General features: G+C 73.1%; 22 protein-coding genes and 1 riboswitch. Of the genes, 19 read left to right on the top strand and 3 right to left on the bottom strand.

Going from position 1 to position 20,625, the window contains the following annotated elements:
• Positions 1 to 181 precede the first annotated feature (181 nt).
• The 4 genes from rpoZ to AB0M46_RS24770 all read left to right on the top strand — a co-directional run bounded on the left by rpoZ (position 182) and on the right by AB0M46_RS24770 (position 5,165).
• Positions 182 to 451, top strand: a complete 270-nt coding sequence (gene rpoZ / locus AB0M46_RS24785; protein WP_363339385.1) for a DNA-directed RNA polymerase subunit omega — start codon at positions 182 to 184, stop codon at positions 449 to 451.
• Positions 448 to 1,686: a bifunctional phosphopantothenoylcysteine decarboxylase/phosphopantothenate--cysteine ligase CoaBC gene (gene coaBC / locus AB0M46_RS24780; protein WP_363339395.1), complete on the top strand. Its 1,239-nt coding sequence runs from the start codon at positions 448 to 450 to the stop codon at positions 1,684 to 1,686. The genes rpoZ and coaBC overlap by 4 nt, the downstream gene beginning before the upstream one ends.
• Positions 1,687 to 1,825: 139 nt before the next feature.
• The gene (gene metK / locus AB0M46_RS24775; protein ID WP_363339383.1) at positions 1,826 to 3,016 is read left to right on the top strand and encodes a methionine adenosyltransferase; all 1,191 of its coding nucleotides are present in this window, start codon (positions 1,826 to 1,828) and stop codon (positions 3,014 to 3,016) included.
• A 241-nt stretch (positions 3,017 to 3,257) separates the two neighbouring features.
• Positions 3,258 to 5,165, top strand: a complete 1,908-nt coding sequence (locus AB0M46_RS24770) for a primosomal protein N' (protein ID WP_363339381.1) — start codon at positions 3,258 to 3,260, stop codon at positions 5,163 to 5,165.
• A gap of 39 nt (positions 5,166 to 5,204) precedes the next feature.
• Here the strand turns inward: AB0M46_RS24770 and AB0M46_RS24765 are convergent, their stop codons facing one another.
• Together AB0M46_RS24765 and AB0M46_RS24760 are read right to left on the bottom strand one after the other, a co-directional pair.
• Entirely contained in the window at positions 5,205 to 5,765 is a 561-nt protein-coding gene (locus tag AB0M46_RS24765; RefSeq protein WP_363339379.1) for an AAA family ATPase, read from the bottom strand.
• Entirely contained in the window at positions 5,762 to 7,489 is a 1,728-nt protein-coding gene (locus AB0M46_RS24760; protein ID WP_363339377.1) for an ABC transporter ATP-binding protein, read from the bottom strand. Before AB0M46_RS24760 ends, AB0M46_RS24765 begins: the two co-directional genes overlap by 4 nt.
• Before the next feature lie 222 nt (positions 7,490 to 7,711).
• Between AB0M46_RS24760 and def the strand changes: the two genes are divergently transcribed.
• From def to ribH, 9 genes are all read left to right on the top strand, one after another.
• A complete protein-coding gene (gene def / locus AB0M46_RS24755) occupies positions 7,712 to 8,260 on the top strand; it encodes a peptide deformylase (RefSeq protein ID WP_363339375.1) in 549 nt (182 codons plus the stop codon).
• Between the two features lie 10 nt (positions 8,261 to 8,270).
• Complete coding sequence (gene fmt / locus AB0M46_RS24750) at positions 8,271 to 9,215, top strand: methionyl-tRNA formyltransferase (RefSeq protein WP_363339373.1); 945 nt, start codon at positions 8,271 to 8,273, stop codon at positions 9,213 to 9,215.
• Positions 9,215 to 10,666 carry an RsmB/NOP family class I SAM-dependent RNA methyltransferase gene (locus tag AB0M46_RS24745; RefSeq protein WP_363339371.1) on the top strand — a complete coding sequence of 484 codons (1,452 nt, stop codon included), beginning with the start codon at positions 9,215 to 9,217 and terminating at the stop codon, positions 10,664 to 10,666. The genes fmt and AB0M46_RS24745 overlap by 1 nt, the downstream gene beginning before the upstream one ends.
• A 194-nt stretch (positions 10,667 to 10,860) precedes the next feature.
• On the top strand, positions 10,861 to 11,532 hold the full coding sequence (gene rpe / locus AB0M46_RS24740) for a ribulose-phosphate 3-epimerase (protein WP_363339393.1): 672 nt from the start codon (positions 10,861 to 10,863) through the stop codon (positions 11,530 to 11,532).
• 262 nt (positions 11,533 to 11,794) lie between these two features.
• On the top strand, positions 11,795 to 12,745 hold the full coding sequence (locus AB0M46_RS24735) for a response regulator (RefSeq protein ID WP_363339369.1): 951 nt from the start codon (positions 11,795 to 11,797) through the stop codon (positions 12,743 to 12,745).
• A gap of 68 nt (positions 12,746 to 12,813) precedes the next feature.
• Positions 12,814 to 12,963, top strand: a riboswitch (FMN riboswitch).
• 115 nt (positions 12,964 to 13,078) lie between these two features.
• Positions 13,079 to 14,113: a bifunctional diaminohydroxyphosphoribosylaminopyrimidine deaminase/5-amino-6-(5-phosphoribosylamino)uracil reductase RibD gene (gene ribD, locus AB0M46_RS24730; protein ID WP_363339367.1), complete on the top strand. Its 1,035-nt coding sequence runs from the start codon at positions 13,079 to 13,081 to the stop codon at positions 14,111 to 14,113.
• Between the two features lie 3 nt (positions 14,114 to 14,116).
• Positions 14,117 to 14,713 carry a riboflavin synthase gene (locus AB0M46_RS24725; protein WP_363339365.1) on the top strand — a complete coding sequence of 199 codons (597 nt, stop codon included), beginning with the start codon at positions 14,117 to 14,119 and terminating at the stop codon, positions 14,711 to 14,713.
• The gene (locus tag AB0M46_RS24720; protein WP_363339363.1) at positions 14,710 to 15,987 is read left to right on the top strand and encodes a bifunctional 3,4-dihydroxy-2-butanone-4-phosphate synthase/GTP cyclohydrolase II; all 1,278 of its coding nucleotides are present in this window, start codon (positions 14,710 to 14,712) and stop codon (positions 15,985 to 15,987) included. The genes AB0M46_RS24725 and AB0M46_RS24720 overlap by 4 nt, the downstream gene beginning before the upstream one ends.
• The gene (ribH, locus tag AB0M46_RS24715; RefSeq protein ID WP_344620413.1) at positions 15,987 to 16,463 is read left to right on the top strand and encodes a 6,7-dimethyl-8-ribityllumazine synthase; all 477 of its coding nucleotides are present in this window, start codon (positions 15,987 to 15,989) and stop codon (positions 16,461 to 16,463) included. The genes AB0M46_RS24720 and ribH overlap by 1 nt, the downstream gene beginning before the upstream one ends.
• Before the next feature lie 63 nt (positions 16,464 to 16,526).
• On the opposite strand, the gene AB0M46_RS24710 is transcribed toward ribH, so the two are convergent.
• Positions 16,527 to 17,015 carry a hypothetical protein gene (locus tag AB0M46_RS24710; protein WP_363339361.1) on the bottom strand — a complete coding sequence of 163 codons (489 nt, stop codon included), beginning with the start codon at positions 17,013 to 17,015 and terminating at the stop codon, positions 16,527 to 16,529.
• A 162-nt stretch (positions 17,016 to 17,177) separates the two neighbouring features.
• On the opposite strand from AB0M46_RS24710, the gene AB0M46_RS24705 reads away from it, so the two are divergent.
• The 6 genes from AB0M46_RS24705 to rplT all read left to right on the top strand — a co-directional run bounded on the left by AB0M46_RS24705 (position 17,178) and on the right by rplT (position 20,621).
• Positions 17,178 to 17,447, top strand: a complete 270-nt coding sequence (locus tag AB0M46_RS24705) for a phosphoribosyl-ATP diphosphatase (protein WP_363339359.1) — start codon at positions 17,178 to 17,180, stop codon at positions 17,445 to 17,447.
• Between the two features lie 49 nt (positions 17,448 to 17,496).
• Positions 17,497 to 18,348: an ATP phosphoribosyltransferase gene (hisG, locus tag AB0M46_RS24700; protein ID WP_363339357.1), complete on the top strand. Its 852-nt coding sequence runs from the start codon at positions 17,497 to 17,499 to the stop codon at positions 18,346 to 18,348.
• 148 nt (positions 18,349 to 18,496) lie between these two features.
• Positions 18,497 to 18,988: a PH domain-containing protein gene (locus tag AB0M46_RS24695; protein WP_363339355.1), complete on the top strand. Its 492-nt coding sequence runs from the start codon at positions 18,497 to 18,499 to the stop codon at positions 18,986 to 18,988.
• Positions 18,989 to 19,209: 221 nt separating this feature from the next.
• On the top strand, positions 19,210 to 19,830 hold the full coding sequence (gene infC, locus AB0M46_RS24690) for a translation initiation factor IF-3 (RefSeq protein WP_363339391.1): 621 nt from the start codon (positions 19,210 to 19,212) through the stop codon (positions 19,828 to 19,830).
• Positions 19,831 to 19,976: 146 nt separating this feature from the next.
• Positions 19,977 to 20,171 (top strand): 50S ribosomal protein L35, encoded by a 195-nt coding sequence (gene rpmI, locus AB0M46_RS24685; protein ID WP_363339353.1) that lies wholly within the window; start codon positions 19,977 to 19,979, stop codon positions 20,169 to 20,171.
• Between the two features lie 87 nt (positions 20,172 to 20,258).
• Positions 20,259 to 20,621, top strand: coding sequence for a 50S ribosomal protein L20 (gene rplT, locus AB0M46_RS24680; RefSeq protein WP_363339351.1), 363 nt, complete (start codon positions 20,259 to 20,261; stop codon positions 20,619 to 20,621).
• Positions 20,622 to 20,625: the final 4 nt, after the last annotated feature.

The following is a 20,625-nucleotide window of genomic DNA, read 5'->3' as shown; positions in this document are numbered from 1 at the left end:
GTGCCCGCGCCTGCGGTCCCCGCGTCCGTTTTCCAACACCACCCCGCCGCGCGTTCCCGGTCGTGGGGCCCGCGTCGGCGTTCCCGGTCGTCGGCGTTGTTGCAGCTCTGGTAAGGTTGACCGGTTCGTGAGCTGTCAATTGCGCAGTGCTTGTTTACCAGAGAGTGTTGAGGTTGCATCCGTGGCCGGAACCGTGGCAGACCCGCAGGGGATCACCAATCCGCCGATCGACGAGCTGCTCGAGAAGACGACGTCGAAGTACGCCCTGGTGATTTTCGCGGCGAAGCGTGCCCGTCAGGTCAATGCCTACTACAGCCAGCTGGGCGAGGGGCTCCTCGAATACGTGGGCCCGCTCGTGGAGACCACGCCGCAGGAGAAGCCGCTCTCCATCGCCCTGCGTGAGATCAACGGCGGTCTGCTGACCGCCGAGCGCATCGAAGAGACGCCCTGAGCGAGACGACGCCTGACCGGTCCGCCGGGTCACGACCTCGGGTCGTGCTCGGCGTGGCCGGCGGCATTGCCGCCTACAAGGCCTGCGAGCTGCTGCGGCAGCTGACGGAGTCGGGCCACCGGGTGCGGGTCGTCCCCACCGCGGCCGCCCTCTCCTTCGTCGGCGAGGCCACCTGGGCGGCCCTGTCGGGCCAGCCGGTCAGCACCGGCGTGTGGACCGACGCCCACGAGGTGCCGCACGTGCGCCTCGGGCGGGAGGCCGACCTCGTCGTCGTTGCGCCCGCCACCGCCGACCTGCTCGCCCGGGCCGCCACCGGGCTCGCCGACGACCTGCTCACCAACGTGCTGCTGACCGCCCGCTGCCCGATGCTCTTCGCCCCGGCGATGCACACCGAGATGTGGGAGCACCCGGCCACCCAGGCCAACGTCGCGCTCCTGCGCTCGCGCGGCATCGTCGTGCTGGAGCCCGCGGTCGGCCGCCTTACCGGCGCCGACACCGGCAAGGGGCGCCTGCCCGAGCCCGCCGAGATCTTCGCCGCGGCGGTCCGGCTGCTGCGGCGCGGCGCGAATACGGCCCCTGATCTCGCCGGACGGCACGTCGTGGTCACCGCCGGCGGCACGCGCGAGCCCATCGACCCGGTGCGGTTCATCGGCAACCGCTCGTCGGGCAAGCAGGGCTACGCGATCGCCCGGGCCGCCGTCGCTCGCGGGGCCAAGGTCACGCTCATCGCGGCCAACGTGGGCCTGCCCGACCCCGCCGGCGCCGACCTGGTGCGGGTCGAGACCACCGAGCAGCTGCGGCAGGCCGTGCTGGCCGCCGCCTCCGCCGCCGACGCCGTGATTATGGCGGCCGCACCCGCCGACTTCCGGCCGGCCGAGTTCGCGGCCAGTAAAATCAAAAAGGTGGACGGGGTGGCGCCCACCCTGGAGCTGGTCACCAACCCGGACATCGCCGCCGAGCTGGGTGCGGCCAAGCCCGCGGGTCAGGTGCTCGTCGCGTTCGCGGCCGAGACCACCGACCTGGAGCGGGCCGTGGCCGCCGGTCAGGAGAAGCTGCTGCGCAAGCGGGCCGACCTGATCGTGGTCAACGAGGTGGGCGTGGACAAGACCTTCGGGGCCGAGCACAACCAGGCAGTGATTCTCGGTGCCGATGGCATCCGATATACATTGCCCGAACTGTCCAAAGACGATCTGGCTGATAGGATTTTGGATCGGGTCGTCGAACGTTTTGCCTGATCGTTCGGCTGGTCGCAGCGACGCGATCGGTTCCGGCGGGCCGGAAATGCGACAGAGCCCTCACTTGGCGGTGGGCCGTCAAGCCGTACACTCTGGCCAAACTTCTTTGTCGATCGTCGCAACCACTTGAGGAGCAACCTTGGCCCGCCGCCTGTTCACGTCAGAGTCGGTCACCGAAGGTCACCCCGACAAGATCGCCGATCAGATCAGCGACGGCGTGCTCGACGCGCTCCTTCGGCAGGACTCGCGCAGCCGGGTGGCCGTGGAGACGCTGATCACCACCGGTCAGGTTCACGTCGCCGGCGAGGTGACGACGACCGCGTATGCCGACATCGCCAAGATCGTGCGGGAGACCATCCTCGGCATCGGCTACGACTCGTCGAAGAAGGGTTTCGACGGCGCGTCGTGCGGCGTGAGCGTGTCGATCGGCTCCCAGTCGCCCGACATCGCCCAGGGCGTGGACGCCGCGCTGGAGGCCCGCGAGGGTGCCGGCGACGCGCTGGACCTGCAGGGCGCCGGCGACCAGGGCATGATGTTCGGCTTCGCGTGCAACGAGACGCCGGAGCTCATGCCGCTGCCGATCGCGCTGGCCCACCGGCTGGCCCGCCGCCTCTCCGCGGTGCGCAAGGACGGCACGATCCCCTACCTGCGGCCCGACGGCAAGACCCAGGTCACCATCGAGTATGACGGCCTGCGCCCGGTTCGCCTGCACACCGTCGTGGTGTCCAGCCAGCACGCGCCCGACATCTCCCTGGACTCCCTGCTCACCCCGGACGTCCGCGAGCACGTCATCGGGCCCGAGCTGGAGGGCCTGGGCCTGGAGACCGACGGCTACCGCCTGCTGGTCAACCCGACCGGCCGCTTCGAGATCGGCGGCCCGATGGGCGACGCCGGCCTGACCGGCCGCAAGATCATCGTCGACACCTACGGCGGCTACGCCCGCCACGGCGGCGGCGCCTTCTCCGGCAAGGACCCGTCCAAGGTGGACCGCTCGGCCGCCTACGCCATGCGCTGGGTCGCCAAGAACGTCGTGGCCGCCGGCCTGGCCGACCGCTGCGAGGTCCAGGTCGCCTACGCCATCGGCAAGGCCCACCCGGTCTCCCTGTTCGTCGAGACCTTCGGCACCGAGAACGTGCCGGTCGAGCGCATCGAGAAGGCCATCAACGAGGTCTTCGACCTGCGCCCGGCCGCGATCATCCGCGACCTCGACCTGCTCAAGCCGGTCTACCAGCAGACGGCCGCCTATGGCCACTTCGGCCGCGAGCTGCCCGGCTTCACCTGGGAGCAGGCGACCCGCACGGCCGAGCTGAAGTCCGCCGCCGGCGCCTGACGCCCGCCCCCGCCTGCCGACCTTGGCCGATCAGTCCGCACCCCGGAATGATCGGCCAGCGTCATTTTCCGAAAGTCCCTCAGATCGGCCAGAGTCTATTGAGCCGGCGCTCTTCCCGGAGTCGGACCTCAAGCCGAAGGCGGCCGCCGAGCGCATTGCCGGAAATGCCGGCGGCCGGGCCCGCGCGGCCCGATCGGCGCCCCCGCCGAAACGCGCCGCCGAGCAAAACCCGATCGCCCGGGTGTGCGTCGAAAGCCCCCTGCCGCACCTGGACCGCCCGTTCGACTATCTCGTCCCGCACGCCGCGGCCGACACGGCGGTGCCCGGCTCGCGGGTGAAGGTCCGCTTCGCCGGCCAGGTGATCGACGGCTTCGTCCTCGCCCGGGAGGCCGAGTCCACGCACGAGGGCAAGCTGCTGTTCCTCGAGCGCGCGATCTCGCCGGAGCCGGTGCTCACCCCGCAGGTCGCCCGCCTGGCCCGGGAGATCGCCGACCGCTACGCGGGCACCCTGTCCGACGTGCTGCGCCTCGCCGTGCCGCCGCGGCACGCCAAGGTCGAGGCGGCCGAGGCGCCCCCGCCCGCCGACGGGCCCGGCATCCCGGACGTCGACCCGGACGCCTGGGGGCACTACACCGCCGGGGCGGCGCTGCTGCGGGCGCTGCGCGACGGGCGGATGCCACGGGCCGTGTGGACGGCGCTGCCCGGCGAGGACTGGCCGGCCCGGCTCGCCGAGGCGGCCGCGATCGGCCTCGCCGCCGGCCGCGGGTCACTCATCGTGGTGGCCGACGCGCGGGACCTCGACCGGCTCGACGCCGCCCTGCTGCGCACGCTCGGCGGGCCGGGGCGGCACGTCGCGCTGTCGGCCGCGGCCGGGCCCGCCGAGCGCTACCGGCGGTTCCTGGCGGCATCCCGCGGTACCGCCAAGGTCGTGATCGGCACGAGGGCCGCCGCCTTCGCCCCGGTCGCCGATCTCGGCCTCGTCGCGATCTGGGACGACGGCGACGACCTGCACAGCGAGCCGCGCGCCCCGTACCCGCACGCGCGGCAGGTCCTGCTGGCCCGCGCCGAGCAGGAGCGATGCGCGGCGATCGTGGGGGGCTTCGGGCGCACGGCGGAGGCGCAGCAGCTCGTCGAGACCGGCTGGGCCATCGAGGTCGGCGCCGGCCGGGACGAGCTGCGCCGGCGCATGCCCCGCGTGGTCACCGTCGGCGAGCGCGAGCACGCCCGCGACCCGCAGGCGGCCGCCGCCCGCCTGCCCTCGGTGGCCTGGCGCGCCGCCCGCGAGGCCCTGGCCGGTGGCGCCCCGGTGCTCATCCAGGTGCCCCGCCGCGGCTACCTGCCCTCGGTGGCCTGCGCCGACTGCTACACCCCGGCCCGCTGCGCCCACTGCTCCGGGCCCCTCGCCCTGCCCGCCGCCGACGGCGTGCCCTCCTGCCGCTGGTGCGGCCGCCCCGCCGCCGGCCACGCCTGCCCGGAGTGCGGGGGCCGCCGCCTGCGCGCCGCCGTCGTGGGCGCCCGGCGCACGGCGGAGGAGCTGGCCCGCGCCTTCCCCGGCACCGTCGTGCGCACCTCGGGCCGCGACGAGATCCTCGCCGCGGTACCGCGGGAGCCCGCCCTCGTCGTCTCCACCCCCGGCGCCGAGCCCCTGGCCGACGGCGGCTACGGCGCCGTATTGCTCCTGGACACCTGGGCCCTCCTCACCCGCGCCGACCTGCGCGGCACTGAAGAGGCCCTGCGCCGGTGGTTCGCCGCCGCCGCCCTGGCCCGCCCGGGCGCCCCGGTCGTGGTGGTGGCCGACGGCGCCCTCGTCGCCGTGCAGGCCCTCCTGCGCTTCGACCCGGGCTGGCTGGCCGCCCGCGAGCTGGCCGACCGGCGCGAGCTGGGCTTCCCGCCCGCGGTGCGCATCGCCGCCCTGACGGGGGCGCCAACGGCGGTGGCGGAGCTGCTGGCGCTGGCCGAGCTGCCGCCGGGGGCGGAGATCCTGGGACCGGTGCCGGCGGCGGAGGGGCAGGAGCGGATGCTGGTGCGGACCGCCCGCTCGGCCGGCAAGGCGCTGGCGCTGTCCCTGAAGGCGGCGGCGGGCGCCCGGTCGGTGCGCAAGGCGGCCGACCCGGTGCGCCTGCAGATCGACCCTCTCGACCTGATCTGAGGCGCTGTCGAGTTCTTCGCTTCTGGGGCGGAACTGGCATCACGGGGTGAGGGCCGCCTGCAGGGTCTTGAGCAGCGGCGGGGCGCCGTTGCGGTTGTCGACCTCCACGTGCGGCACGGCCGGCGGGCGGTCCGGCGGGATGGCGGCCAGGAACTCCGCCCACCGGGCCAGCTTCTGCCCGTCCCGGTACGAGCCGCGGGCCAGCAGCCGCGCCCGCAGCGTCTCGGGGTCCGAACGCACCCACACCAGCCGCACCGGGTCGCCGCCCAGCGCGCCCACGAACGCCGCCCAGCGCGCCGCGTCGGAGATCTGGCCGGTGAACGGGCCCGACAGCAGCACCGGGCAGCCGTGGGACCGGATCTCGCGGGCCGTGGCGGCCATGCCGGCGTACTCGTGCGGCTTGACGTGGACGTCGTACCACGGGCCCTCGCGCTCGCCCGCGGGCCGGCCGGCCGCGGCGAGCGTCGCGGTGACGAACTCGCCGTACATGGTGTCCTTGTCCAGCAGCGCCGGCGTGGGGGAGAGCAGGCGCAGCAGCAGCGCCGCGACCGTGGACTTGCCGGCGCCGGGCGGGCCGGCCACAACCCAGGCGGGCGTCACGCGACCAGCAGCTGGTTCGTGGCCAGCTCGCGGTACAGCGGGCTCACCTCCAGCAGCTCCTCGTGGCGCCCCACGGCGGCGACCCGGCCGGCCTCGAGCACCACGATCTGGTCGGCGTCGACCACCGTGGACAGACGATGGGCGACCACGATCATCGTGCGGTCGCGGGCGACGGTGTCGATGGCCTCGCGCAGGGCCACCTCGTTGCGGGCGTCGAGGTTGGACGTCGGCTCGTCGAGCAGCAGGATCGGCGGGGCGGCCAGCAGGGTGCGGGCGATGGCCAGGCGCTGGCGCTCGCCGCCGGACAGCAGCACGCCGCCCTCGCCGACCTGGGCGTCCAGCCCCTGCGGGGTGCGCACGACGATGTCGGTGAGGTTCACCGCGTCCAGCACCGCCAGCATCTGGGCGTCGGTGGCGGCGGGGACGGTCAGGCGGAGGTTCTCCCGCAGGGTGCCGGCCAGGACGGGGGCCTCCTGCTCGACGTACCCGAGCTGGGCCCGCAGCGCCTGGCGGGGCAGGTCGCGCACGTCGACGCCGGCCACCCGCACGGCCCCGGCGGTCACGTCGTAGAAGCGCTCGACGAGCTGCAGCAGCGTGGACTTGCCGGCGCCGGACGGGCCGACCAGGGCGGTGCGGGTGCCGTACGGGACGGTGAATGTGACGTCGGACACCACCGGGACGGGGGCGGCGGCGTAGCCGAAGGTGACCCCGTCGAAGGCCACCGCGGCCGGCCCGCCCACCGGCGCGCCGGTGCCGGCGTCGACGTCCAGCGGTACCGTCAGGATCTCTTCCATCCGTTGCAGGGCCCCCAGTCCGGTCTGCAGCTGCGTGTACGCGTGCAGGGCCTGGCCCAGCGGCATGACGAGGAAGAAGAGGTACAGCACGAAGGCGATGAGCTCGCCGACCGTGATCGTGCCGCTGGCCACCCGCGCGCCCCCGACGCCCAGCAGGAGCAGGAACGCGCCCTGGATGGCGGCCGTGCTGGCCGGCCCGACGAGGGCCTGCAGCCGGGCGATGCGCACGCCGGCCCGGTAGGCCTCCTCGGCGCTGCCCTCGACGGCGGCGATCTCGCGGTCCTCGGCGTTGCTGGCCCGGATCGTGCGGGCGGCCGACAGCGCGCGCTCGACGGCGCTGGTCATCTCGCCGATGCGGGCCTGGGCCGCCTCCGAGGCGGGCCGCACCCGGCGGGAGAACAGCACGGCGACGGACAGGCCCAGGGCGAGCCCGGCGCCGGCGGTGAGGAACAGGACGGGGTCGAGCAGGATCATCGCCACCGCCGCGCCGACCACCATGACGGCGCCGGTGACGGTCTCGAACAGCCCGGAGGTGACCACCGCCCGCAGCAGGGTGGTGTCCGCGCCGACCCGGGAGAGCAGGTCGCCGGTGCGCCGCTGGTCGTACTCGGCGATCGGCAGCCGCAGCAGGTGGCGGGTCAGCCGCCGGCGGGAGGTGAGGACCAGGCCCTCGGCGGTGCGCTGCAGCAGGTAGTCACGCACCGCGTTGACCAGGGCCACGGCGGCCAGGACCACGACGAGCAGGGCAACGGTCCGGGCGATCGGCTCTGAGGCCTGCAGGCCGTCGAGCACCCGCCGGGTGAGCAGCGGCTGGGCAAGGGTGGTGACCGAACCGAGCAGGGAGAGGACGCCCACGACGACGAGGGTGCCCCGATGATCACGCAGGTACGGCAGCAGCGACCGCAACGAGACGCGAGGCGTGTCAGACACGCATCAAAGCTAATGCCTGTGTCCGGAAACGTCGGCCGGGACGGCTGAGGGCCACCGGGTGTCGTACTGGCGTGCGAGGCCCGCCCCGCCACCTGCGGGGAGTCGCTCGACCGCACCGGCGGACGAGGAACCGCAAACGCCCGGCCAACCCGGTCGACGTCTGCGGTATCGGCACTAGCCTAGACTTGAACAACCAGAATCGGATCACAATCGAGGTGCCGCTTGACCGTCCAGTCCGTCCGCCTGTTCGGCGACCCTGTGCTGCGCACGCCCGCCGACGCGGTCGCCGACTTCGACAAGGAGCTGCGCAAGCTGGTGAGCGACCTGCTCGACACCATGCGCCAGCAGAACGGCACCGGGCTCGCCGCCCCCCAGATCGGCGTCGGGCTGCGGGTGTTCACCTTCGACGTGGACGACGTCGTCGGGCACCTGGTGAACCCGGTGCTCGAGTTCCCCGACGAGGAGGAGCAGGACGGGCCCGAGGGCTGCCTGTCCATCCCCGGGGTGTACGTCGACACGAAGCGCCGCCAGAACGTCATCGCCAAGGGCTTCAACCAGCACGGCGACCCGATCCAGATCGTCGGCACCGGGCTGATGGCGCGCTGCGCGCAGCACGAGACCGACCACCTCGACGGCGTGCTGTTCGTGGACCGGCTCGATGCCGACCGGCGCAAGCAGGCGATGAAGGAGATCCGGGCGGCGGAGTGGTACAACCCCGACGCGCCCCCGGTGGTCAAGGCGAGCCCGCACGGGCTGTTCGGCATTCGGTGAGGCTGATCCTTTGAGGCTGGTCTTCGCGGGCACGCCCTCCGTGGCGCTGCCCTCCCTCGACGCCATCGCCGCCTCCGGGCACGAGCTCGTGGCGGTCGTCTCCCGGCCCGACGCGCCGGCCGGCCGCGGGCGGCAGCTCGTGCCCTCGCCGGTGAGCGCCTGGGCCGCCGAGCGCGGCATCCCCGTGCTCACCCCGGCCAAGCCGCGGGACCCGGAGTTCCTGGAGCGGCTGCGCGCCCTGGAGCCGGACTGTGCCCCGGTGGTGGCCTACGGCGCACTGGTACCGCGGGTCGCCCTCGACATCCCGCGCTTCGGCTGGGTGAACCTGCACTTCTCGCTGCTGCCCGCCTGGCGGGGCGCCGCGCCCGTGCAGCACGCCGTCCTGCACGGCGACGAGATCACCGGGGCGAGCGTGTTCCTGCTCGAGGAGGGCCTGGACACCGGCCCGGTGTTCGGCACGCTGACCGAGCCGGTCGGCCCGCGCGACACCTCCGGCGAGCTGCTGGAGCGCCTCTCCCACACGGGGGCCGAGCTGCTGGTCCGGGTCCTGGACGGGATCGCTTCGGGGGAGATTTCCGCGGTACCGCAGCCGCACGAAGGCATCACGACCGCCCCCAAGGTGACCGTGGAGGACGCCGAGGTGCGCTGGGCCGATCCGGCGTTCGCGGTCGACCGGCGGATCCGGGCGTGCACCCCGGCGCCGGGCGCGTGGACGACGTTCCGGGGCGAGCGGCTCAAGCTCGGGCCGGTCACCCCGCTCACCGCGGCGACCGTCATCGGCGGCTCGCCGACGCCGGAGCCGGGCGAGCTGGTGGTCGAGCGCAACCGGGTGCTCGTCGGCACCGGCACCGTGCCCGCCGTGCTGGGCCAGGTCACCGCCCCGGGCAAGAAGGCGATGCCGGCCGATGCCTGGGCCCGCGGCGCACGCGTCGAGTCCGGGGAGCGCGTGTCTTGATGCGCTCTGCGCCTCGGCGCGGTCCGGGCGCGCGGCCGGCCGGGGGCCGCGACGACCGTCTCGCGCGGCCGCCGCGCGGGGGCCGTCCGGCGATCGACCCGGCCCGGGAGGCGGCCTACGAGGCCGTCGCCGCCGTGCACCGCGACGACGCCTACGCCAACCTGGTGCTGCCGAGGCTGCTGCGCGAGACCGGCGTGTCCGGGCGCGACGCGGCGTTCGCGACCGAGCTGACGTACGGCACCCTGCGCCAGACCGGCACCCTCGACGCCATCGTGGCCGCGGCCGCCGACCGGGCGATGGACCGCATCGACCCGCCGGTGCGCGACGCGCTGCGCATCGGGGCGTACCAGCTGCTGCACATGCGGGTGGGAGCGCACGCCGCCGTGGCCACCACGGTGGACCTCGTGCGGTCCCTGGTGCCCGGGGCAGCCGGGTTCGCCAATGCGGTACTGCGCCGGGTCGGCGAGTCCGACCGCGCCGCCTGGCTGGAGCGGCTGGCCCCGCCCGGCTCGACCGAGCCGGTGGCCCGGGCCGCGCTGGCGCACGCCCACCCGCAGTGGATCGTCAACGCCTTCGCCGACGCCCTCGGCTCCCTCGACGAGGCCGAGCTGGCCCTGGACGCCGACAACCTGCCGCCGCCGGTGCACCTGTGCGCCCGCCCCGGCCTGATCACCCCGGCCGACCTGGCCGCCTCCCTGCGCGGGGCCACCGTCGGGCGCTACTCGCCCTACACGGTGGTCCTGACCGGCGGCGGCGACCCGGCCTCGATCCCGGCGATCCGCGACGGCCGGGCCCATGTGCAGGACGAGGGCAGCCAGCTCGTGGCCGCCGTCCTGGCCGACGCCGCGCTGGACGGCCCCGACGGGCGCTGGCTGGACCTGTGCGCCGGCCCGGGCGGCAAGGCGGGCCTGCTCGGCGCCCTCGCGGCGCAGCGGGGCGCCCACGTCACCGCGGTCGAGGTCGCCCACCACCGGGCGGCGCTGGTCGCCCAGGCCACGACGGGCCTGCCGGTCTACACGATCAACGCCGACGGGCGGGACGTGGGCAAGGACCAGGACCTCCCGGAAGGCGGCTTCGACCGGGTGCTGGTCGACGCCCCGTGCACGGGGCTGGGCGCCCTGCGGCGCCGGCCCGAGGCGCGGTGGCGGCGGCAGCCGTCCGACCTGCCGCCGCTGACCCGGTTGCAGCGGGAGCTGCTGCAGGCGGCGTTCCGGGCGGTGCGTCCGGGCGGCGTTGTGGCGTACGTCACCTGCTCGCCGCACCAGGCCGAGACCTCGGTGTCGGTGACCGAGGCGGCGCGGCGCTCGGCGATCGAGGTCGACCTGATGGATGCCCGGCCGTACCTGCCCTCGACGCTGCCGGAGGTGGGCACCGGACCGACCGTGCAGCTGTGGCCGCACCGGCACGGCACGGACGCCATGTTCATCGCCCTCCTGCGCCGCACCGCGTAGCAGCCGGAGAGCCGGAGGGGGCACGGGGCGGCGGCACGGCAAGGACGCCATGTTCGTCGCCCTGCTGTGCCGCACCGCGTAGCCGTCGCGGGAGCCGGAGAACCGGAGGCGGGCACGGGGCGGGATTGCCGGCACAACGGCCGAAACGGCGCAGTACGGTGCAGGCGGCGCGGCGGCGGGCGAGGGCCTATAGCATCACGGCTGTGCCGGACAACGTGATCGCGCCTTCAATCCTCGCCGCCGACTTCGCCCGCCTGGCCGACGCGGCCCAGGCCGTGGAGGGAGCGGCGGACTGGTTGCACGTGGACGTCATGGACTACCACTTCGTGCCCAACCTCACGATCGGGCTGCCGGTGGTGCAGAGCCTGCGCAAGGCGACCACGCTGCCGTTCGACTGCCACCTCATGATCGCCGATCCGGCGCGCTGGGCGCCCGGGTATGCGGAGGCGGGGGCGTACAACGTGACGTTCCACGCCGAGGCGGCCACCGACCCCGTGGCGGTGGCCAAGGACCTGCGGGCGGCCGGGAGCCGGGCCGGGCTGGCCATCGACCGGGACACCCCCGTGGAGGGGTACCTGGAGCTGCTGCCGCACTTCGACCTGCTGCTGATCATGACGATCAAGGCGGGCTTCGGCGGGCAGGCGTTCATCCCCGAGCTGCTGGAGAAGGTCCGCACCGCCCGGCGGCACGTCGACGCCGGGCATCTCGAGCTGCGGATCGAGGTCGACGGCGGGGTGGCCGAGGACACCATCGAGGCCTGCGCCGAGGCGGGGGCCGACACGTTCGTGGCCGGCACCGCCGTGTACGGCGCCGCGGACCCGGCGGCGGCGGTCCGCAAGCTGCGGGGCATCGTCGGCAACAGCTGAGCCGCCGCGAGTGCGGTACTGCCGCGGTCTCGGGGCAACGTGGGGCTACGGCCGCACCGTCGCGAGTCCCGAGGCGACGCCCGGGCTGCAGCTGTACTGCCGCGAGCTGCGGGGCAACGCCGGGCTGCAGCCGCACGACCGCGAGCCCGCGGGGTGTCGCCGGGCAAGAGGTGAACAACGCGAGCCGCGGGGCATCGCCGGGAGCGGCTGAGCGCGGTACCGTCCAACGGCAAGATGGCGGATCCGAGCGGACGGGGCGGCTGTGGGCGAACGCGATGTCATTCTCGTGGTCGACGACGATGCGGACATCGCCCGGTTCATCGAGGTCAATCTCAACCTCGAGGGCTTCGACACGCTGCTGGCGCACGACGGGGCGACCGCGCTCGCGCTGATCCAGGAGCACCAGCCCGCGCTGGCCGTGGTCGACTGGATGATGCCGCAGCTGGACGGGCTGGAGCTGACCCGGCGGCTGCGGGCCGACCCGATGACCGCGTCCATGCCGGTGATCCTGCTGACCGCGCGCGGGCAGACCGCCGACAAGGTGATCGGGCTGCAGGCCGGGGCCGACGACTACCTGGTCAAGCCGTTCGACACCCTGGAGCTGGTGGCCCGGGTGCGCTCGACGCTGCGGCGCAACCAGGAGAACCGGGAGGTCTCGCCGCTCACCGGGCTGCCCGGCAACACGCGCATCCTGCGGGAGATCACCGACCGGGCCCGGGCCGGCAGCGACTTCGCCGTATCGCACGTCGACATCGACCGGTTCAAGCCGGTCAACGACGTGTACGGGTTCGCCCGCGGCGACGAGTTCATCATCGCGCTCGCCCGGGCGCTGCACCGGGCCGTGGTCGAGGTCGGGCTGCCCCCGGCGTTCCTGGGGCACATCGGCGGCGACGACTTCCTCGTCGTGTGCGCGCCGGAGCAGCTCAAGGAGCTCACCACCAAGGCCATCCTGGAGTTCCAGACCGCCGCCGACGCGCTCTACGACCCGGTGGACGCCGAGCGCGGGTACATCGAGATCGTCTCCCGGGCCGGCGAGGTCCAGCGGCCCTACCTGGTCACCCTGTCGATCGGGGTGGCCATCGGCACGCCCGAGAGCGGGAAGTTCACCGACCCGCGGGAGATCATCGCGATCGCCACCGAGATGAAGAAGGTGGCCAAGAAGCACAACGGCAACTACGTGGCGGTCGACCGGCGCAGCGCCGTGGAGTTGTGACGCACATCCCGGTCCGAGCCGGGTAAGGACCGCCGGTTCTGTGCAAGACTCGGAAGTACGTACCCACCACGCGCTGGCGGGGCTCGGTGAAATTCCGAACCGGCGGTAATCGGCCCATCCACGGGCCGGGAGCCCGCGACCCGGTCGAAGCCATCGGCCGGTGGACCTGGTGTGAGTCCAGGGCCGACGGTCAAAGTCCGGATGGGAGTTCAGCGCGCGGGATCCGGTGCCGTCCGCCTGGCGGGTGGTTCCGGTGGGCTGCCGCGCTGTCCCCGTTTGGGGGTTTCCGTGGCGTCCCCCCGCGTGTGATCACAGACCACGCGGGAGAGGGCCATGGCAGACGACGAGACGTTCATGCGACGCGCCATCGAGCTGGCGCGCCTGAGCCTCGGCGAGACCAGCCCCAACCCCAACGTCGGGTGCGTTGTCGTCACCCCGGACGGGCGGATCGCCGGCGAGGGCCGCACCGCGCCGGCCGGCGGGCCGCACGCCGAGGTCCGGGCGCTGGAACAGGCCGGCGCGCTCGCCCGCGGGGCCACCGCCTACGTCACGCTGGAGCCCTGCGACCACACGGGCCGCACCGGGCCGTGCTCGCGGGCCCTGGTGGCGGCGGGGGTGGCACGCGTCGTGGCCGGCGTCCGCGACCCCAACCCGGTCGCCGCGGGCGGGGCCGGCACGTTGCGGTCCGCCGGGGTCGTCGTCGACATGGGTTCGGTACTGCACGAGTCGGCCCACGAGGCGATGGAGGGCTGGCTCACCGCCGTTTCCCGGGGCACCCCTTACGTCATCTGGAAGTTCGCGGCCACGCTCGACGGGCGCTCGGCCGCCGCCGACGGCACCAGCAAGTGGATCACGTCGCCGGCCGCCCGGGCCGACGTGCACCGGCTGCGGGCCGGCGTCGATGCCATCATCGCCGGCGCCGGCACCGTGCGGGCCGACGATCCGCAGCTCACCGTGCGCTCGCCGGAGGGCGAGCCGGCCGCCCGGCAGCCGCTGCGCGTCGTCGTCGGAGGCTCCCGCGGTACCGATGCGGGCTCCAGGGTTTCTGATCGTTCGGCACCGACCTGGGTCGCGGCGCCGGGCGAGGGCGGGCGGGTGGACCTGCCCGCCATGCTCCGCGAGCTCTACGCCCGCGGGGTGCGCGTGGCGCTGCTGGAGGGCGGCCCCACGCTGGCGGGCGCGTTCCTGGCCGAGGGGCTGGTCGACAGGGTGGTCGCCTACCTCGCGCCCAAGCTGCTCGGCGCGGGCCCGGCCGCGCTGGGCTTCGCGGGTATTTCCAGCATCGCCGAGGCCCTGACGCTCGACGTTGTCGACCTGGCCCGGATCGGGCCCGACGTGCGCCTGACGGCCACAGTGAAAGGTGCGTGACCAATGTTCACCGGCATCATCGAAGAGCTCGGCACGGTCGTCGCGATCGACCCGCTGGGCGACTCCGCCCGGCTCGCCATCCGTGGCGCGACCGTGACCTCCGACGCCGCCCACGGCGACTCGATCGCGGTCAACGGGGTCTGCCTGACCGTGGTCGACAACGCCGACGGGGTGTTCACCGCCGACGTGATGGGGGAGACGCTCGTGCGCTCGACGCTGGGCGCGCTGACCCCCGGATCGGCGGTGAACCTGGAGCGGGCCGCGACCGTGGCCACCCGGCTCGGCGGGCACATCGTGCAGGGCCACGTGGACGGGGTCGGCACGATCCTGGCCCGGGAGGCCGGCGATCAGTGGGAGACGGTCACGTTCGCGCTGCCGGAGGGGCTCGGGCGGTACGTGGTCGAGAAGGGCTCCATCACCGTCGACGGGATCTCGCTGACCGTCGTCAGCGTCACCGACGACACGTTCTCGGTCGGGCTGATCCCGACCACGCTCAAGCTCACGACGCTCGGCGCCAAGGGCGTCGGCGGGCGGGTCAACCTGGAGGTCGACATCATGGCGAAGTACGTGGAGAAGCTGCTCGGGAAGGCCGCCCGATGAGCGGTCCGGAGGGTAGCGGAGGTGCCGGCCTGACCGCGCAGGACACCGGCCTCGACCCGATCGAGCGGGCGATCAAGGACATCGCCGCCGGCCGGGCGGTCATCGTGGTCGACGACGAGGACCGCGAGAACGAGGGCGACCTGATCTTCGCGGCCGAGTACGCCACGCCGGAGCTGGTCGCGTTCATGGTGCGCTACACGTCCGGGTACATCTGCGTGCCGATCACCGAGGCCGAGGCCGACCGGCTGGACCTCCCGCCGATGTACCGCACGAACGAGGACCGGCGCGGCACCGCGTACACCGTCACGGTCGACGCGCGGTTCGGCGGTACCACCGGGATCTCCGCCGCCGACCGGGCCCGCACCATCGGGCTGCTCTCCTCGCCCGACACGCAGCCGCACGACCTCTCGCGGCCGGGCCACATCGTGCCGCTGCGGGCCCGGGACGGCGGCGTGCTGCGCCGGGCCGGCCACACCGAGGCCGCCGTGGACCTGGCCACCCTCGCCGGGCTGCGCCCCGCGGGCGTGCTGTGCGAGATGGTCAACGACGACGGCACGATGATGCGCCTGCCCGACCTGCGCGCCTTCGCCGCCGAGCACGGCCTGGCGCTGGTCAGCATCGCCGACCTCATCGCGTACCGCCGCCGCACCGAGCAGCAGGTCGACCGGGTGGCCGAGACCCGGCTGCCCACCGAGCACGGGGTGTTCCGGGCCGTCGGGTACACCCAGCAGTACGGCAACGGCGAGCACATCGCGCTGGTCTACGGCGACCTCGGCGACGGCGAGGACGTCCTCGTCCGGGTGCACTCCGAGTGCCTCACCGGCGACGTCTTCAGCTCGGTGCGCTGCGACTGCGGCCCCCAGCTGGACGCCTCGCTGAAGATGGTCGCCGCCGAGGGCCGCGGCGTGGTCCTCTACATGCGGGGCCACGAGGGGCGGGGCATCGGCCTGATCCACAAGCTGCAGGCGTACCAGCTGCAGGACCTCGGCCGGGACACCGTCGACGCCAACCTCGACCTCGGCCTTCCCGCCGACGCCCGCGACTACGGCACCGGCGCCCAGATCCTCGTCGACCTCGGCATCAAAACGATGCGACTGCTCACCAACAACCCGGCAAAGCGGGCGGGTCTGGAGGGGTACGGTCTGTCCGTGCTGGGTCGTGTGCCCCTGCCGACCCGGCCGCACCCGGAGAACGTGCGCTACCTGCGCACCAAGCGGGACCGCATGGGGCACCTGCTGGACGAGCTCGACGAGGTCGCGGAGGGACTTGCGTAATGGCTGGTAGTGGGGCGCCCGTCCTGCAACGGGTGGACGGCACGGGACTGACGCTGGGCATCGTCGCCACGAGGTGGCACGGCGAGTTGGTCGACCACATGCTGAGCCGCGCCATCGAGGCGGGCGAGGCGTCCAACGTCGACCACATCACGGTGGCGCGGGTGGACGGCGCGGTGGAGCTGCCGGTCCTGGCCCAGGCCCTGGCCCATCGCTTCGACGCGGTGGTCGCGCTGGGCGTGGTGATCCGCGGCGACACGGCCCACTTCGAGTACGTCTGCCAGTCCGTGACCGACGGCCTGACCCGGGTCGCCCTGGACGAGAGCACGCCCGTCGCCCACGGCGTGCTCACGGTGGACAACTACGACCAGGCTCGCTCCCGGGCGGGGTTCGAGGACTCGAGCGAGGACAAGGGCTACGCGGCGGCGCTGGCGGCGCTGGACGCCGCGGTGGCCCTGCGGCTGGTCGCCAAGTCCTGAATTCGCCGGACGGGTTCGGTCCACGGCAGTGCCGAACCCGTCCGGCACTGCCGTGCGAGGCGGTCAGACCTCCAGGGCGGCGGCCAGGTTGTCGCGGAAGGAGCGCTCGGCCGGGGTCACCTGCTCGCCGCCGATGCCCAGGATGCCGCCGGTGCTCGCGGCGCCGACCACCTGCTCGGCCAGGGTGACCAGCCAGTAGCGGTAGGCCGCGGCGTCGGCCGGCTCGGCCTTGGCGGCCAGCAGCTCGTGGGCGGCGCGGGCGCGCGAGATGACGTCGGCCAGGCCGGCCTCGCGGTCGGGGAACTCGATGACCGGGGGCTCGTCGCCGTGGGTCACGTCGCCCTGGCGCGCGACGACCTCCTCGGCGACCAGCTTGACCAGCGGGCTGGAGGCGCCGCGGCCATCGGCGATCGTGGTCATGCCGGCCGTCCACTCCTCGCGGGTGCGGCGGCTGCCGTCGGCCTCGGCCTGGGAGGCCGCGATCAGGACGGACTGCGGGAGGCCGACCAGCAGGCCCCACTCTTCGTCGGTGTACTTCGGCTCCGTATCCACGACGCACAGGGTAACCAGGCGATCGAACCGGCAAACCGAAGGGCGCGCCGCACGTCGCAGTCGGCCACCGGGCGGTACCACCGTGGCCGTCACGATGGGGTGAGGCGCGACACGCCTGTCAGTAACCGGATTCCGTTTCCCGGTGCACAGCTGCAAGAATTCGTGCCCGTGAAGACCTTCGACGAGCTGTTCGCCGAGCTGAGCGCCAAGGCGGCGGCAGGCACCCCCGGATCCGGCACCGTCGCGGCGCTGGAGAAGGGCGTGCATTTCATCGGCAAGAAGGTCGTCGAGGAGGCCGCCGAGAGCTGGATGGCGGCCGAGCACGAGGGCCCGCAGCGCACCGCGGAGGAGATCTCCCAGCTGCTGTACCAGGTGCAGTGCCTGATGCTGGCGACAGGGCTGTCGCTGGAAGACGTCTACCGACATCTGTAGTTCGGTCCCGTCCTTCCCCGATCCCGCCACCGTCTGGAGACCAGCTCACATGCTTCGCATCGCCGTGCCCAACAAGGGCACCCTGTCCATCCCCGCCAGCCAGATGCTGCAGGAGGCCGGCTACCGCCAGCGCTCCGACCCCAAGGACCTGCTCTGCCGCGACGAGCCCAACGGCGTCGAGTTCTTCTACCTGCGCCCGCGCGACATCGCCACCTACGTCGGCTCGGGCGACCTCGACCTGGGCATCACCGGCCGTGACCTGCTCATCGACGCGGGCAGCCCGGCCGTGGAGGTGCTCGACCTGAACTTCGGCCGGGCCACGATCCGCTTTGCCGCCGTACCCGGCTCGGTCAAGGGCTCCAGCCCGTCCGACCTGGAGGGGCTGCGGGTCGCCACCGCCTACCCGGGCGTGATGGAGCGCTACTTCGCCGAGCACGGCGTGCGGGCCGAGGTCATCCGGCTCGACGGCGCGGTGGAGAACGCGATCCGCCTCGGCGTGGCCGACGTCATCGCCGACGTGGTCGAGACCGGCAAGACCCTGCGCCAGGCCGGCCTGGACACGCTCGGCGAGCCGATCCTGAAGAGCTCGGCGGTGCTGATCCGCCGCGCCGGCGAGGAGCTTCCCGCGGGCGTACCGCAACTGCTCCGCCGCCTCCAGGGCGTCCTCGTCGCCCGGCAGTACGTCATGCTCGCCTACGACGTGCGGGCCGACTCCCTCGACGCGGCCGTCGCGCTCACCCCCGGCATCGAGTCGCCGACCATCTCCCCGCTGCACCGCGAGGGCTGGGTCGCCGTCCAGGCGATGGTGCCCCAGGCCGACGTGCACCGGATCATGGACGAGCTCTACGACGTGGGCGCCCGCGCCATCCTGGTGACCGGAATCCACGCCTGCCGGTTGTAGCGCCTGATCCATGCCTGAGGCGGGGCTGCGGCGGGCCCAGATTCCGCCCAGCGGCGTCCCGCGCAAGCCCGGTTACAACACCGGTAGCCTGGCTCGCGCGAGCCACCACTGGACGAAATCTGGACTCCGCCTCGCTCCCACCTCAGTCATGGATCAGGCGCAGTGGCACACTGGGGCCGTGAGCACGCCTAACCCCGTTTTCGCACGGCCCCAGCGGGCCCGGGTCATCGCCTACGTCCTCGCGGCGGTCGTCGTCGTGGTCTTCACGCTGATCGCCTTCGGCCTGCACGGCAAGACCGGCGACGGGCCCGGGTACTTCCAGCGCGGCGACCAGGCGGCGATGATCGGCCTCGGGCTGTGCGCGGCGGCCGGCATCCTGCTGATGGTCCGGCCCAAGGTCGTGGCCGACGAGCAGGGCGTGCGGGTGCGCAACATCATCGGCTCGTACGACCTGCCGTGGGACACGGTGCGCGCGGTCTCCTTCGGCCGCGGCGCCCCCTGGCTCACCCTCGACCTGCACGACGACGAGCGGGTGGCGGTCATGGCGGTGCAGATGGCCGACAAGGACTACGCCGTGAAGGCCGCCCGCGGACTTCGTGCCCTGCACGCGGCGGCCTTGACACCGACCGTGGTAGAGTAGTCCGCGTCGACCGCACCCCCATCTCGGATGGGGTGTTCGAAGCGGGGCCGTGAGGTCCCCACCCGCGCAGCTCGCAGGCCGCCGGGTCCGGTCCGACCGATCCGCCGTTCAGTGTGGACCGGTCGAAGCGGCCCTCGCCTGCGCTTTGCGCGGCGGGGTTTTTTGTGTTGCCGCGGCGACGGTCGACCGCAGGAGCTGAAAACACCTATCGAGGAGGCCACATCAGCGTCGAGCCACGCGTCAACGAGCAGATCCGGGCACGTGAGGTCCGGCTGGTCGGCCCGGAGGGTGAGCAGGTGGGCATCGTCCCGCTTGAGCGCGCTCTCCAGCTGGCCGCCGACGTGGACCTGGACCTGGTCGAAGTTGCGCCCATGGCACGCCCGCCCGTCTGCAAGCTCATGGACTTCGGCAAGTTCAAGTACGAGAGCGCGCTCAAGGCCCGGGAAGCCCGGCGTAACCAGCAGCAGACCGTCATCAAGGAGATGAAGCTCCGCCCGAAGATCGATCCGCACGACTACGAGACCAAGAAGGGTCACGTGGTGCGGTTCCTGAAGGCGGGCGACAAGGTCAAGGTAACGATCATGTTCCGTGGCCGCGAGCAGAGCCGCCCGGAGCTTGGTTTCCGGCTGCTGCGCAAGCTCTCGGAGGAGATCTCGGAGCTGGGCTTCGTCGAGGCCGCGCCCAAGCAGGACGGCCGCAACATGATCATGGTCTTGGCCCCTCACCGCAACGTGAAGGCCGCGGCGACACAGAGTCGCGAGCCCAAGGCGGACGGCGGCGCGGGCTCGGAGGACGAACCAGTCGCCGAGCTGCCCGAGGTTGTCACCGCCGACCAGGCGTAACACGCACCGTCATATCAACCACCGCGTCGTGCGGGCGGGCCCGCACCACGCGGTTCCCGGCTGCGCGCCGGAGCGCTGTGGCACCCTGTCTGCTCCTCAGGACGGCAGGGTGCTGGCGCACTCTAGGAATGAAGGGCAACACAAGCATGCCGAAGTTCAAACCGCACTCCGGGATGAAGAAGCGCGTGAAGATCACCGGTGGCGGCAAGATCCTCAGGGAGCCGGCGGGTAAGCGGCACCTGCTCGAGGTCAAGTCCAGCAAGCGAACCCGGCGCCTGAGCGGCAACGTCGAGCTCGGCCAGTCGGAGACCCGCAGGATCAACAAGCTCCTCGGCCGATAACTGCGGCGTTCTCCCCCCGACCTTTCTTGACTTTCGACCGGCCGCACGGGCAGACCCCCGGCCGGTCTTGCATGAGGAGTAAGAACCGTGGCACGCGTGAAGCGGGCAGTGAATGCCCAGAAGAAGCGCCGCACCGTCCTGGAGACCGCCAGCGGTTACCGCGGGCAGCGCTCGCGCCTGTACCGCAAGGCCAAGGAGCAGGTGCTGCACTCGATGCAGTACGCCTACCGCGACCGTCGCGACCGCAAGGGTGACTTCCGCCAGCTGTGGATCACCCGCATCAACGCCGCGGCGCGCGCGAACGGCCTGACCTACAACCGGCTCATCCAGGGCCTGCGCCTCGCCGGCGTCGAGGTCGACCGCAAGATCCTCGCCGATCTCGCCGTCCGCGACGAGAAGGCGTTCAGCGGTCTGGTCCAGGTGGCGAAGACGGCCGTTGCCGCAGCCTGACCCG

It is taken from the genome of Dactylosporangium sp. NPDC051485, from assembly GCF_040682015.1.
In the GTDB taxonomy this organism is placed as follows: domain Bacteria; phylum Actinomycetota; class Actinomycetes; order Mycobacteriales; family Micromonosporaceae; genus Dactylosporangium.
This window is presented reverse-complemented; position numbering and strand designations above follow the sequence as displayed.

Coding starts and splice junctions, on each gene's coding strand:
- AB0M46_RS24745 (WP_363339371.1), top strand. CDS start 9,215: ATGCGCTCTGCGCCTCGGCGCGGTCCGGGCGCGCGGCCGGCCGGGGGC.
- ribD (WP_363339367.1), top strand. CDS start 13,079: ATGGCAGACGACGAGACGTTCATGCGACGCGCCATCGAGCTGGCGCGC.
- AB0M46_RS24725 (WP_363339365.1), top strand. CDS start 14,117: ATGTTCACCGGCATCATCGAAGAGCTCGGCACGGTCGTCGCGATCGAC.
- AB0M46_RS24720 (WP_363339363.1), top strand. CDS start 14,710: ATGAGCGGTCCGGAGGGTAGCGGAGGTGCCGGCCTGACCGCGCAGGAC.
- ribH (WP_344620413.1), top strand. CDS start 15,987: ATGGCTGGTAGTGGGGCGCCCGTCCTGCAACGGGTGGACGGCACGGGA.
- hisG (WP_363339357.1), top strand. CDS start 17,497: ATGCTTCGCATCGCCGTGCCCAACAAGGGCACCCTGTCCATCCCCGCC.
- AB0M46_RS24695 (WP_363339355.1), top strand. CDS start 18,497: ATGGATCAGGCGCAGTGGCACACTGGGGCCGTGAGCACGCCTAACCCC.
- rpmI (WP_363339353.1), top strand. CDS start 19,977: ATGCCGAAGTTCAAACCGCACTCCGGGATGAAGAAGCGCGTGAAGATC.